The organism is Ornithinimicrobium humiphilum (assembly GCF_006716885.1).
Lineage (GTDB): Bacteria > Actinomycetota > Actinomycetes > Actinomycetales > Dermatophilaceae > Ornithinicoccus > Ornithinicoccus humiphilus.
Genome location: NZ_VFPU01000001.1, coordinates 2,004,582 through 2,016,535, shown reverse-complemented (window position 1 = coordinate 2,016,535; position 11,954 = coordinate 2,004,582). Strand labels below are relative to the sequence as shown.

Sequence of the window (11,954 nt, the reverse complement as noted above, 5' to 3'; positions counted from 1 at the left end):
CGCACGCGCACGGCGGCCCCACCCGGAGAGGTGCGGGCCGCCGTGCCGTGCCACAGTGACGGTGGAGGTATGAGGTGAGAGTGGTCTTCGCGGGCACCCCCGAGGTGGCCCTGCCGTCCCTGCGGGCGTTGCTGGAGTCCGAGCACGAGGTGGTCGGCGTCCTGACCCGTCCCGACGCCCAGGCCGGACGTGGCCGCCGCACCCGGCCCTCGCCGGTCCGGGAGGCGGCGGAGGCCGCCGGCATCCCCGTCGCGACGCCCGCCCGGCTGCGGGACGAGGGCGTTCGCGAGCAGCTCGAGGCCTGGGCCCCGGACGTGTGCGCCGTGGTCGCCTACGGCGCCCTGGTGCCCCCGGAGCTGCTGGCCCTGCCGCCCCACGGCTGGGTCAACCTGCACTTCTCGCTGCTGCCCGCCTGGCGCGGCGCGGCACCGGTCCAGCACGCGGTGATGGCGGGTGACGAGATCACCGGGGCGGTCACGTTCGTGCTCGAGGAGGGCCTCGACACCGGGCCCGTGCTGGGGCGCCTGACCGAGACCGTCCGGCCCCGTGACACCAGCGGGGACCTGCTCGAGCGGCTGTCCGTCTCCGGGGCCGCCCTGCTCGTGGCCACCTTCGACGCCCTGGAGCGCGGTGAGCTGGTGCCGGAGCCGCAGCCCGTGGAGGGCGTCAGCCTGGCTCCCAAGATCGAGGTGGAGGACGCCCGCGTCGACTGGACCCGTCCGGCCTTCGCCGTCGACCGGCTCGTCCGGGGCTGCACCCCGGCTCCGGGCGCCTGGACCACCTGGCGGGGCGAGCGGATGAAGCTGCACCCCGTCGAGCCCGTCGAGGCGGACGCGGGCGAGCCTGTCCTGGCTCCGGGTGAGGTGCGCGCCGGACGGCGCGAGGTGCTCGTCGGGACCGGCACGACACCGGTCCGTCTGGGGCAGGTGCAGCCGCACGGCAAGAAGGTCATGGCCGCCGCCGACTGGGCGCGCGGCGTCCGTCCCGAGCCCGGGGAGCGCTTCGATGGCTGATGCAGGACGTGGCGGCGACGGCCGCCGGGACGAGCGTCGCGGTGACGGCCGGCACGGCGACGGACAGCGCGGTGGGCGCGGCGGAGGACCCGCCCCGCGCCGTGGCGCATCCGGTGGCGGTCGCGAGGGCCGTCCCACCGGTGGGCACCGAGGACCCCGCCAGCGATCGGCCCAGACGCCCGGTCAGCGCGCCCGGACCGCAGATCCCGCGCGCGACACGGCATACACGGTCCTGCGGTCCGTCCACGAGGACGGGGCGTACGCCAACCTCGAGCTGCCCCGCGCGCTGCTGCGCGCCCGGCTGCGCGGCCGCGACGCCGCCTTCGCGACCGAGCTGACCTACGGCACCCTGCGCATGCAGGGGCTCTACGACGCGGTCGTCGCCCACGCCGCCGACCGCGCCGCCGCGAGCATCGACGTTCCCGTGCTCGACGTCCTGCGGCTCGGTGTGCACCAGCTGCTCGGCATGCGCGTGCCGGACCACGCTGCCGTCAGCTCGACGGTCGCGCTGGCGCGCCAGCACGTGAGCCAGGGCGCGGGCGGCTTCGTCAACGCGGTGCTGCGCCGGGTCACCGAGCGCGGCGCCGGCGCCTGGGTGGAGCTCGTCACCGCCGGGATCGAGGACCCGATCGCGCGAGCGGCGCTCGAGCACTCCCACCCGGAGTGGATCGTGCGGGCCCTCCGGGCGGCGCTGGTGGCCAACGGCCTGCCGGACACCGAGCTGCCGCAGCTGCTCGCGGCCCACAACACCCCCGGCCCGCTGACCCTGGTCGCCCGACCCGGGCTCGTGGCGGACGCCGAGCTCGAGGAGGCCGGGGCGACCCCCTCGCCGCTGGCTCCCACGGCGTGGACCCTGCCCTCGGGCGACCCCGGGGACCTGGCGAGCGTGCGCGAGGGACGGGCCGCGGTGCAGGACGCCGGCTCCCAGCTGCTGGCGCTGGCGCTGGCCTCGGCCCCGCTGGACGGACCCGATGCCCGGTGGCTCGACCTGTGCGCCGGTCCCGGCGGCAAGGCCGGCCTGCTCGCCGCGCTGGCGCACCAGCGTGGTGCGTCGCTGCACGCCAACGAGGTCAGCCCGCACCGCGCCCAGCTGGTCCGCCAGACGCTCTCCGGGGCGGTGGAGGCGGGCGCCGACGTCACCGTGACCGTGGGCGACGGCCGGGAGGTCGGGGCCAACGAGCCGGACTCCTACGACCGGATCCTCGTCGACGCCCCGTGCACCGGGCTGGGAGCGCTCCGTCGCCGACCGGAGGCTCGGTGGCGGCGGACCCCCGCCGACCTGACCGAGCTCGGCCCGCTCCAGCGCGACCTGCTCCGCTCGGCCCTCGACGCGGTCCGTCCCGGCGGGCTCGTGGCGTGGGCGACGTGCTCCCCGCACATCGCCGAGACGCACCTCGTGGTCAAGGACGTGCTCAAGCGGCGCGACGACGTCGAGCTCGTCGACGTCCGGCCGTTCCTCCTCGACCGCGGCGGGCAGCCTCTGGCGGACACGGGGGAGGGGCCCTGGGCACAGCTATGGCCCCACCGGCACGACACCGACGGCATGTTCGTCGCCCTGCTCCGGAAGCGCTGAACCCACCTGGCTAGGGTGTGCGCCATGGCGACCCCGCACCTGCAGATCAGCCCGTCCATCCTCTCGGCCGACTTCGCCAACCTGGAGCGCGAGCTGGGGCGGATCGCCGACGCCGACTGGGCCCACGTCGATGTCATGGACAACCACTTCGTCCCCAACCTGACGCTCGGGCAGCCGGTGGTCGAGGCGCTCGTCCGGGTCAGCCCGGTCCCGATCGACTGCCACCTCATGATCGAGGACCCCGACCGCTGGGCCCCCGGCTACGCGGAGGCCGGCGCGAGGTCGGTGACCTTCCACGTCGAGGCCGCTGCCGACCCGGTCGCGACCGCGCGCGCCATCCGGGCGGCGGGGGCCCGGGCCGCCTTCGCCGTCAAGCCGGGGACGCCGTTCGAGCCCTACGAGGAGCTCCTCGCCGAGGTCGACATGGTGCTCGTCATGACCGTCGAGCCGGGCTTCGGCGGCCAGTCCTTCATGGCCGACCAGATGCCCAAGGTGCGCGCGGTGCGCGAGGCGGCGAAGCGGCGGGGCACGGACGTCTGGATCCAGGTCGACGGGGGAGTGTCCCTCGACACCATCGGTCAGTGCGTCGAGGCGGGGGCCGACGTCTTCGTGGCGGGGTCGGCGGTCTACGGCGCCGACGACGTGGCGGCGCGCATCGCCGAGCTGCGCGCGACCGCTCACGCCGCCTGCGGGGCCTGACGGGGCGACGGGCACGGACGCACAGGTCCAGGGCGCGCAAGGAAGGACGCGTTCGCCGGCAGGCAGGCACACCTCGTCGCCCGGCCGACTCGGGCCGGGCTCGGGGCTGGGTCATCTCAGATGCCACCTCACACCGAGCTCGGTCACGGTCGCGGTGAGGTTCCGGTCGTGCACGAAGGTGTGGTGCCTCGGGCACAACAGGGCGTAGTTGCCGAGGTCTGATCGCCCGCCCATCGCCCAGGGGATGACGTGGTGGGCGTCGCACCAGGTCGCGGGCACGGTGCACCCCGGGATCGTGCACCCCCGGTCCCGCGCGGCCAACCTGACGCGCTGGGCGGGGGTGATGAGGCGCTTGCGGCGGCCCTGGTCGAGGATCTCCGACGGTCCACCGAGCACGACGGGGATGATGTCGGCCTCGCACGCCAGCTTGCGGATCGCCTCCGCCCGCAACGGCACCCCACCCAGGGTCGAACCCACCCCGGGCAGGTGACCACCGGTCTCGGACAGCTGCCGCTTGAGCGTCTCGAAGTCCAACGTCACCATCAGCATCGCCTTCGGTGTCGTCGGCTGACCCTCGGTCCCGGCGACACCACGGCGGAGCACGGTCAGGAACGCGTCGTACCTGCGCTGGGTCGCCGTCCGCAGCTCCAGCTCACCGGTCGCTTCCTGCTCCTCCTTCGAGGCCGGCGCGGCCAGCGGGGAGTCGATGATCGCCTTCGCAGCTTCGTAGTCGGCGTCGTCACCGAAGGTGATGACCCACCGCTTCACCGACCCGTCGGCCAGGCTCGACTCGTAGATGCCCCGCATCGCGTGCTTCTTGCGGGCCTTCGCCTCGTGGTCCCGCTCGTCCACGCACTGCGCGACGAGCCGGTCCACGATCCTGCCGATGTCCTTGTCGTCGAACACCGGGTCGGACCCGGCCTTGGCCAGCAGTTCCACGGCGGCGGCGTACTCATCCACCGGCATGCCCGGCCGCACCCGTTGCAGGGCCCGGTGCAGCCTCGCCGCCCGCGCCAGGCTCATCTGCCCGTTCTTGACGCGCTCGATCAACGGGGCGTGCACCGACTCACGCCCGGCCTGCGCCAACCGGGCCAGGTCGTACAGCGCACGCCGCTCCAGGTCCGGACACCGCAGCGCGAGCCAGTCCACCACCGAGAACCCCCCGGCCAGGTGCAACCCCCGGTCGACGGCCTCCGTGGCCATCACCAACCGGGACCGCTCCAGGTCCGCCACCGCCCGGGGGATCCACCCCAACGACTCGACCACCAGGTCGTCCTGCACCAGCTCCGGACGGCTCACGTCAACCGGGAAGTCTCTGGGCAGCCACGCCCGATCGGCCAGCAGCCAGGAGTCACCGGCCGCCGACTCGATCCCCCTCGGCGGCCGCGCCCTCCCCGGCACCTGCTGCATGAATCGAACATACATCCGAACACCGACGCCCCTCCGTCGCCGTCCACAGGCCATAAGACGATGTTGGAAAGGTCATCACCCGGGGGGTAGGAGCCGTCGGGGTCCGAGCGGTAGACTCGGCGCTGCACACGTGCTCCGGGGTCGGTGAAATTCCGAGCCGGCGGTGATAGTCCGCGACCCGGCCGCAGCCAGCGGCCGGTTGACCTGGTGAAACTCCAGGACCGACGGTGAAAGTCCGGATGGGAGGAAGCACGCGGGTCTCGAGGCCCCTCGGTGTCGGCGTACGCCGGCGTCGTCGGCCGCGGCACCCGTCTCAGCTACTCGCACGACACCCCGGCGCCCACACCGTACGCGGCCGGGGCTCTTCGTCGTTCCGGCCGCACGATCCGCAAAGGATGCAGCCGTGGACGTCTGGAACGACCTGTTCAACGCTCAGCTCACCATCGCCGGCCACCCGATCGCCTGGCGCGAGGTGGTCGGCAACGGCTTCGGCCTCGCCTCCGCCATCCTCGGCATGCGCCGCAAGGTCTGGGCCTGGCCGGTGGGCATCATCGGCAACCTGCTGCTCTTCACCGTCTTCATGGGGGTCTGGTTCGCAACGCCCCAGGAGCACAGCCTGTTCGGGCAGGCCGCCCGTCAGGTGTTCTTCATCCTCACCAGCGTCTACGGCTGGTGGGCGTGGCGCCGCTCGCAGCGCACCCGTGAGCGGCACGAGCCCGCCATCACCCCGCGCTGGGCGACCGCCCGCGAGCGCACGGCATACCTGATCGGTGCCGCCGTGCTCGTGCTGCTGGCCCAGTGGGTCTTCGCCCAGGTGGGTGCCGGTTGGCCCGCGCCCCGCTGGTACTACTGGACCGACGCCTGGATCTTCGTCGGCTCGATGCTCGCGACCTACGCCATGGCCCGCGGCTGGGTGGACTTCTGGCTGGTCTGGATCGCCGTGGACCTCGTCGGGATCCCCCTGCTGTGGCACTCCGGCTACTACCCGTCGGCGGTGCTGTATGCCGTGTACGGCGCCTTCGTCCTCTGGGGCTTCGTCGTCTGGCGCAAGGCCGCCCGCGTCGAGGCGCCCACCGGCGGTGGTCCGAACCTCGCCGAGGAGGACCGTACGCTGGTGGGATGACCGCCGCGACGCCCCGCAAGGACCCCTACGCCGTCTTCCGGCCGGTGGTCGGGGCCTGGGTCGCGCGGGTGATGGCCGTGGCCTGCGTCCTCGTCTTCGGCGCGGTCGCGGTCTTCTCCCCGATGCCGATCGGCAGCGACCCGTCGGTGCTCCTGCTCAACAGGATCGCCATCGCGCTGCTGGGCGTCGTCGGCGCGCTGTTCCTGTGGCGCTACGCGCGGATCCGCGCCGTGCCGAGCCCCTCCGGGTTGCGGGTGGTCAACCTCTTCACCACCCGCGACCTGGAGTGGGCGGAGATCCTGCGCGTCGGCTACTCGGGCGGGGCCCCGTGGGCCGTGCTGGAGCTGACCGACACCGAGGAGCTCGCGCTGATGGCGATCCAGCGCTCCGACGGGCAGCGGGCCGAGCAGGACGCCTCGCGTCTGGCCGCCCTCGTCGAGCACCACCACCGGGGCGTGGCCGACCGCTGAGGTCCGGGGCGGCTCAGCCGCGCCGCACCCGGCCGGTGCCCGTGTCCGCGACGAGGTCGGCGGGCGGGGGGCCGGCGGCGAAGAGGGCATCCTCCTGGTCGGCCCACTCCTGCCAGTGGGGCGCGAAGACCTCGCCGTCCCGGCGCAGCGCCCGCTCCCTGCGCACCCTGGCCGGGGCCTCGAGCCAGATCCGCAGGTCGAGCAGGTCGGCGCAGGGGGCGGCCAGCGTGCCGACGCCCTCGACGACCACCACCTGCTCCACCGGCACGTCCCGCCGGCGACCCGGCCTGGAGGCATGCCAGTCCCAGGAGACATAATTGCCCGCCTCGCCGCGGGAGAGCGGCGTCACCACCCCGGCGCACAGGGGCTCCAGGCCGGCCGCCAGTCCCGACCACCCCGGGTAGAGGTCGTCGAGGTGCACCTCGCCGCACGTCCTGCCCAGCTCGCGCACGGCGGACACCAGGCAGGCGGCGAGGTCGGTCTTGCCGGACCCGCTGCGGCCGTCGACCCCCACGAGCACCGGCCGGCCGTCACCACGACCGGCGCCCTCCACCACCGGGCGGACGTGCGGCCAGAGCGCCTCGAAGGTGGACCGGTCCGGGGCGTCCTCAGAAGGCACGGGTGTGCGCGAGCAGGGCGCCCACGTCGGCGTCCGAGCCCTCGAGCCGGACCTGCGCGGCGTCGGTGCGCCCGAAGGCGTGCAGGAGCAGCTCGATCGGCTCGCCGCGCAGCACGACGGTGCCGGTGCCCGGGCGGGGGCGGCGCAGCGCGACCCGGCCGTAGTCGTCGGCCACGGCCACGACGCCCACCGGCGCCGACCGGTAGGCCACCCGGCCGGCCTGGCGCAGCTGCTTCCACAGCGCGGTCGCCAGCTCGGGGCCGTAGGGGGAGGGCCCCGGCTCCCATCCGGGCTGGGCCCGGACCATGTCCTCGTGGTGCACGGCGAACTCGGCCGTGTTCACCAGCTCGTCGACGCCCGGGAGGCGGGTCGGCCACCACACGGGCGGACCCTGACGGACCGTCCGCACGAGCTCCTCGAAGTCGCGGCGCGCGATCTCGGCCTGGACGGTCTCGGTGCGCCGGCGGAGCACGCCGACGTCGAGGCCGATGCCCGGCAGGGCGTCGGGGCGGGACTGCCGCACCACCTCGTGGGCGACGAGGTCGCGCACGGTCCAGGGGGTGCACAGGGTGGGGGCGTCGGGGCCGAGGGAGAGGGCCGTGTCGGCGAACAGGTGTCGCATGGCGGTGCCGGGCTTCATACCGTCAATCTCATCACGCCACGGCCGTCACGACCTCCCGACGGGCGGACGTCGGACGACGTGACAAGATGACGGAACCCCACCCCGCCCCCGCCGCCGTCGAGAGGTCTACCCACGCATGTCCACTGCCAGCCAACCGGTGCCCCGGCTCGCGGCCGACCGAGCGGTCCTGCGCCGAGGCCTGAAGGTCGTCTGGAGCGGGATCAGGGAGCAGCCGAAGCCGTTCTCCGTGGCGGTGCTGGGGTCGGTGCTGTGGGCTGCCGCGACCGTCGGGACGGCCGGCGCGATCGGCTGGGTGACCGACACCGTCATCGAGCCCGCGGTCGGGGAGGGGCGGCTCACCACGGTCGGCTTCTGGACGATCATCGGCGTGCTGGTCGCGGTCCTCGTGGTCAACGTCGTCGGCGTCATCCTGCGCCGCGTCTACGCGACCGTCGCCGGCTTCAACCTGCAGGCCGGCTACCGCCGCAGGGTGACCCGGCAGTACCTGCGCCTGCCCCTGTCGTGGCACCACGCCCACCCCTCGGGCCAGCTGCTCAGCAACGCCCACGCCGACATCGAGGCGACGTGGCAGGTCTTCAACCCCCTGCCCATGGCCATCGGTGTCATCTTCATGCTCGTGATCGCCGGGACGATGATGGTCGTCGTCGACCCGCTGCTGGCCTTCATCGGCCTGCTCGTCTTCCCGGGCCTGTTCGCCGCCAACCTCGTCTTCCAGCAGTTCATGTCGCCGCGCATCACCCGCGCGCAGCAGCTGCGTGCCGAGGTCGCCGCCGTCGCGCACGAGTCCTTCGAGGCCGGCCTGGTCGTCAAGGCGATGGGGCGCGAGGACGAGGAGGCCACCCGCTTCCGCTCCTCGACGCACGACCTGCGCGACGCGCTCATCCTCGTGGGCCGTACCCGTGGCACCTTCGAGCCCGTCATCGAGGCCATCCCCACCCTGGGCACCCTGGCGGTGCTGGGCGCGGGGACCTGGCAGGTCGCCCGCGGCGAGCTCGACGCGGCCCAGGTCGTCCAGATGGCCTACCTCTTCTCGATCCTCGCCTTCCCGGTCAGGGCGCTCGGCTGGGTCCTCGCCGAGCTCCCGCGCTCCGTCGTCGGCCACGACCGCGTGCAGCACGTGCTCCGTGCCCAGGGGGCGATGGAGCACGGCGACGTGCGCCTCCCCGCCGAGGGGCCACCGGCGCGCGCCGCCCTCGAGCAGGTCGTCTACACCCACGAGGGCGAGGACGAGCCGACCATCCGCGGCGTCACCCTCACCGTGGAGGCGGGGTCCACGACCGCGCTCGTCGGGCCCACGGGTTCGGGCAAGTCCACGCTCGTCAACCTCTCGCTGCGCCTGGTCGACCCCGTCAGCGGCGTGGTGCGCCTCGACGACGTCGACGTGCGCGAGCTGGCGCGGGGCGTCGTGCCCTCGGTCGCCACCCTCGTGTCCCAGCAGACCTTCATGTTCGACGACACGGTGCGCGGCAACGTCACCCTCGGCGAGGACGCGACCGACGAGTCGGTCTGGGAGGCGCTGCGGGTCGCGCAGGCCGACGGCTTCGTCTCCACCCTGCCCGACGGCATCGACACCGTCATCGGCGAGCGGGGCGGCTCCCTCTCCGGCGGCCAGCGGCAGCGCATCGCCCTGGCCCGCGCGGTCTGGCGTGACCCCCGCCTCCTCGTCCTCGACGACGCGACGAGCGCGGTCGACCCGTCCGTCGAGCAGGCCATCCTGGCCGCCCTGCGCGAGGCCAGGGCGGGCACCACCGTCCTGGTCGTCGCCTACCGGATGGCCACGATCACGCTGGCCGACCAGGTCGTCTACGTCGAGCACGGGCGGGTCGTCGACCAGGGCACCCACGACGAGCTCGTGGGCCGCTGCCGGGGGTATGCCGATCTGGTGCACGCCTATGCACGCGAGGCGGCCGAGCGGGCCGCCGTCGAGCGAGGGGAGGAGGGCCTGTGAGCGACGACAGCTTCACCAGCAGCCGGATCGAGGGGCAGAGCTCCCTCGGGACCCTGGCGACGCTGCGGCGCGGCCTCGAGCTCTCGCCCGAGCTCAAACGCGGCATCGGCCTCACCGTCGTCCTCGCCGTGGTCGCCACGCTCGGGCGCGTGCTCATCCCGTTCGTCGTCCAGCAGACCACCGACAACGGCATCCTCGCCGACGGCGGCCCCGACACCGGCTTCGTGCTGCGCGCGATCCTCGTCGCGGCGGCCGCCGTGGTGGTCACGAGCGTGGCCCAGTACCTCGTCAACGTGCGGCTCTTCACCGCGGCCGAGTCGGGCCTGGCGACGCTGCGGATGCGGGCGTTCCGCCACATCCACGACCTGTCGGTCCTCACCCAGAGCACCGAGCGTCGGGGGTCGCTGGTCTCCCGCGTGACCAACGACGTCGACACGATCTCGATGTTCGTGCAGTTCGGCGGCCTCATGCTGCTGATCTCCACGGCGCAGATCATGCTGGCGACGCTCCTCATGCTGTTCTACAGCCCGGTGCTCGCCCTGGTCGTCTACCTGTGCTTCATCCCGCTCGTCTTCCTGGTGCGCCGCTTCCAGCCGATGCTGGGGGAGGCCTACGGTGCCGTCCGCACACGGGTGGGCGACATGCTCGGCGCGATCAGCGAGGCGATCGTCGGCGCGGTGACCATCCGCGCCTACGGCGTCGAGGACCGCACGGCCGAGCGCATCGACCGCGCGATCGAGGAGCACCGCCGGTCGGCGATCCGCGCGCAGGTCCGATCGGTCATGGCGTTCGTCTCCGGCCAGGGCTTCGCCGGCCTGACGACGGCGATCGTGCTGGCCGTCGGGACGGTCCTGGCGGTGCGGGGCGACGTCACCCTGGGCCAGCTGCTGGCCTTCCTCTTCCTGGTCAACCTCTTCACCCAGCCGGTCCTCATGGCGACCGAGATCCTCAACGAGCTCCAGAACGCCGTGGCGGGCTGGCGGCGCGTCATCGGCGTGGTCGACACCCCCGCCGACGTGGCCGACCCGGGCGAGCAGGGCGTGCACCAGGAGCGCGGCCCGATCACCGTCGTCTTCGAGGACGTCTCCTACGCCTACCCCGGTGGCGAGCCGGTGCTGCGGGACGTGAACCTGCGCATCGAGCCGCACACCCGCGTCGCGATCGTGGGGGAGACCGGCTCGGGCAAGACCACGATGGCCCGCCTCCTCACGCGCCTCATGGACCCCACCGAGGGGCGCGTCCTGCTCGACGGCGTCGACCTGCGCCGGTTGGCCTTCGCCTCGCTGCGGCGCCGGGTCGTGCTCGTCCCGCAGGAGGGCTTCCTCTTCGACGCCGACGTCGCCGCGAACATCCGCTTCGGCCGGCCGGAGGCCACCGACGAGGACATCGCCCTGGCGATCACCGAGCTCGGCCTCGACCCCTGGGTCGAGGGGCTCCAGCACGGCCTCGCCACGCACGTCGGCCAGCGCGGCGAGTCGCTGTCGGCGGGGGAGCGGCAGCTCGTCGCGATCGCCCGGGCCTATCTCGCCGACCCCGACCTGCTCGTCCTCGACGAGGCGACCAGCGCGGTCGACCCCTCGACGGAGGTCCGCGTCCAGCGGGCCCTGGAGGGGCTGACGCGCGGCCGGACCTCGGTGGCCATCGCGCACCGGCTGTCCACCGCCGAGGCCGCCGACGTCGTGGTCGTCGTGGACAAGGGCCGGGTCGTCGAGGTCGGGCCCCACCGCGAGCTCGTCGGGCACGGCGGGGTCTACTCCCGGATGCACGCCTCGTGGGCGGCCCAGCAGCGCAGCGGCGGATGAGCCGGCGCGGGGCCGCCGCCCTCGCCCTCCTCGGGTGCGGGCTGGTCCTCCTCGCGTCCACCCAGCCGTGGGTGGGCACGGTGACCGAGGCGGCCCCCGGGGCGCCCCGCACGCGCGGTGCCCTCGGGGCGGCCGAGATCGTGCCGTGGCTGGCCCCGGCGACCCTCGTGTGCGCCGCTGCGCTGGTCGCCGGCCTGGCGGGGCTGCGCGCGGCGCGCCCGGTGGCCGCCCTCGCCGGGGTCGCCGTCGCGGCCGGCGCGGTGCTCGCGGCGGCGACCTCGACGGCCGGCGCGCCGGGCGTCGTGTCCGCGGCCCGGACCGGCTGGCTCTGGGCCGCTGTCGTGTCCGGCCTGCTGGCGGCGGTCGGCACCCTGCTCTGGCTCGCACCCTCCCGCGCCGGCCGGAGGGACGACGCGTCGCCGCGGCGCACCGACGGGTCGCCCGGCGACGCGATGCGTGCCCCGGGGCCGGGGGAACGGCATACCCCGGCGCCGGAGGCCGAGCTGGAGCGGCGCCGGGACGCCGAGGACTGGCGCGCGCTCTCGGAGGGGCGTGACCCCACCGCCCCGGAGGACGACACACCTCCGGGGCGTCCGGCGGAGGGGTGACCCGACGGGCTCCGGCTGCTGGCACAATGAGGGCGGACCATCGCCG

11 protein-coding genes and 1 riboswitch are annotated in these 11,954 nt (G+C 74.2%); of the genes, 8 read left to right on the top strand and 3 right to left on the bottom strand.

Annotated elements, in window-relative coordinates:
- Positions 1-74: 74 nt before the first annotated feature.
- Genes fmt through rpe form a run of 3 tightly spaced genes read left to right on the top strand, consistent with a single transcriptional unit; the run spans position 75 to position 3,285 of the window.
- Entirely contained in the window at positions 75-1,013 is a 939-nt protein-coding gene (gene fmt, locus FB476_RS09505; RefSeq protein ID WP_141818549.1) for a methionyl-tRNA formyltransferase, read from the top strand.
- The gene (locus tag FB476_RS09500; protein ID WP_141818548.1) at positions 1,006-2,586 is read left to right on the top strand and encodes an RsmB/NOP family class I SAM-dependent RNA methyltransferase; all 1,581 of its coding nucleotides are present in this window, start codon (positions 1,006-1,008) and stop codon (positions 2,584-2,586) included. Before fmt ends, FB476_RS09500 begins: the two co-directional genes overlap by 8 nt.
- Positions 2,587-2,610: 24 nt before the next feature.
- Positions 2,611-3,285, top strand: coding sequence for a ribulose-phosphate 3-epimerase (gene rpe / locus FB476_RS09495; protein ID WP_238329644.1), 675 nt, complete (start codon positions 2,611-2,613; stop codon positions 3,283-3,285).
- A gap of 111 nt (positions 3,286-3,396) precedes the next feature.
- Here rpe and FB476_RS09490 read toward each other — a convergent pair whose 3' ends face one another.
- Positions 3,397-4,695, bottom strand: a complete 1,299-nt coding sequence (locus tag FB476_RS09490; protein WP_141818547.1) for an HNH endonuclease signature motif containing protein — start codon at positions 4,693-4,695, stop codon at positions 3,397-3,399.
- Between the two features lie 127 nt (positions 4,696-4,822).
- Positions 4,823-4,951, top strand: a riboswitch (FMN riboswitch).
- 147 nt (positions 4,952-5,098) lie between these two features.
- Between FB476_RS09490 and pnuC the strand changes: the two genes are divergently transcribed.
- Positions 5,099-5,818 (top strand): nicotinamide riboside transporter PnuC, encoded by a 720-nt coding sequence (pnuC, locus tag FB476_RS09485; RefSeq protein ID WP_141818546.1) that lies wholly within the window; start codon positions 5,099-5,101, stop codon positions 5,816-5,818.
- On the top strand, positions 5,815-6,288 hold the full coding sequence (locus tag FB476_RS09480; protein ID WP_141818545.1) for a PH domain-containing protein: 474 nt from the start codon (positions 5,815-5,817) through the stop codon (positions 6,286-6,288). Before pnuC ends, FB476_RS09480 begins: the two co-directional genes overlap by 4 nt.
- Before the next feature lie 13 nt (positions 6,289-6,301).
- On the opposite strand, the gene FB476_RS09475 is transcribed toward FB476_RS09480, so the two are convergent.
- Positions 6,302-6,907 (bottom strand): nucleoside/nucleotide kinase family protein, encoded by a 606-nt coding sequence (locus tag FB476_RS09475; protein WP_141818544.1) that lies wholly within the window; start codon positions 6,905-6,907, stop codon positions 6,302-6,304.
- Entirely contained in the window at positions 6,897-7,547 is a 651-nt protein-coding gene (locus tag FB476_RS09470) for a TIGR03085 family metal-binding protein (RefSeq protein ID WP_141818543.1), read from the bottom strand. Before FB476_RS09470 ends, FB476_RS09475 begins: the two co-directional genes overlap by 11 nt.
- A 118-nt stretch (positions 7,548-7,665) precedes the next feature.
- Between FB476_RS09470 and FB476_RS09465 the strand changes: the two genes are divergently transcribed.
- From FB476_RS09465 to FB476_RS09455, 3 genes are read left to right on the top strand one after another with little or no spacing between them, the layout of a single operon-like run.
- Positions 7,666-9,498, top strand: a complete 1,833-nt coding sequence (locus tag FB476_RS09465; RefSeq protein WP_141818542.1) for an ABC transporter ATP-binding protein — start codon at positions 7,666-7,668, stop codon at positions 9,496-9,498.
- Positions 9,495-11,300, top strand: a complete 1,806-nt coding sequence (locus FB476_RS09460) for an ABC transporter ATP-binding protein (protein ID WP_141818541.1) — start codon at positions 9,495-9,497, stop codon at positions 11,298-11,300. Before FB476_RS09465 ends, FB476_RS09460 begins: the two co-directional genes overlap by 4 nt.
- Positions 11,297-11,908, top strand: a complete 612-nt coding sequence (locus FB476_RS09455) for a Trp biosynthesis-associated membrane protein (protein ID WP_141818540.1) — start codon at positions 11,297-11,299, stop codon at positions 11,906-11,908. Before FB476_RS09460 ends, FB476_RS09455 begins: the two co-directional genes overlap by 4 nt.
- The last annotated feature ends 46 nt before the right edge of the window (positions 11,909-11,954 follow it).

What these genes read in the sequence shown, in the direction of transcription:
- FB476_RS09500 (WP_141818548.1), top strand. Translation starts at nt 1,006, where the DNA reads ATGGCTGATGCAGGACGTGGCGGCGACGGCCGCCGGGACGAGCGTCGC.
- rpe (WP_238329644.1), top strand. Translation starts at nt 2,611, where the DNA reads ATGGCGACCCCGCACCTGCAGATCAGCCCGTCCATCCTCTCGGCCGAC.
- FB476_RS09490 (WP_141818547.1), bottom strand. Translation starts at nt 4,695, where the DNA reads ATGCAGCAGGTGCCGGGGAGGGCGCGGCCGCCGAGGGGGATCGAGTCG.
- FB476_RS09480 (WP_141818545.1), top strand. Translation starts at nt 5,815, where the DNA reads ATGACCGCCGCGACGCCCCGCAAGGACCCCTACGCCGTCTTCCGGCCG.
- FB476_RS09470 (WP_141818543.1), bottom strand. Translation starts at nt 7,547, where the DNA reads ATGAAGCCCGGCACCGCCATGCGACACCTGTTCGCCGACACGGCCCTC.
- FB476_RS09465 (WP_141818542.1), top strand. Translation starts at nt 7,666, where the DNA reads ATGTCCACTGCCAGCCAACCGGTGCCCCGGCTCGCGGCCGACCGAGCG.
- FB476_RS09455 (WP_141818540.1), top strand. Translation starts at nt 11,297, where the DNA reads ATGAGCCGGCGCGGGGCCGCCGCCCTCGCCCTCCTCGGGTGCGGGCTG.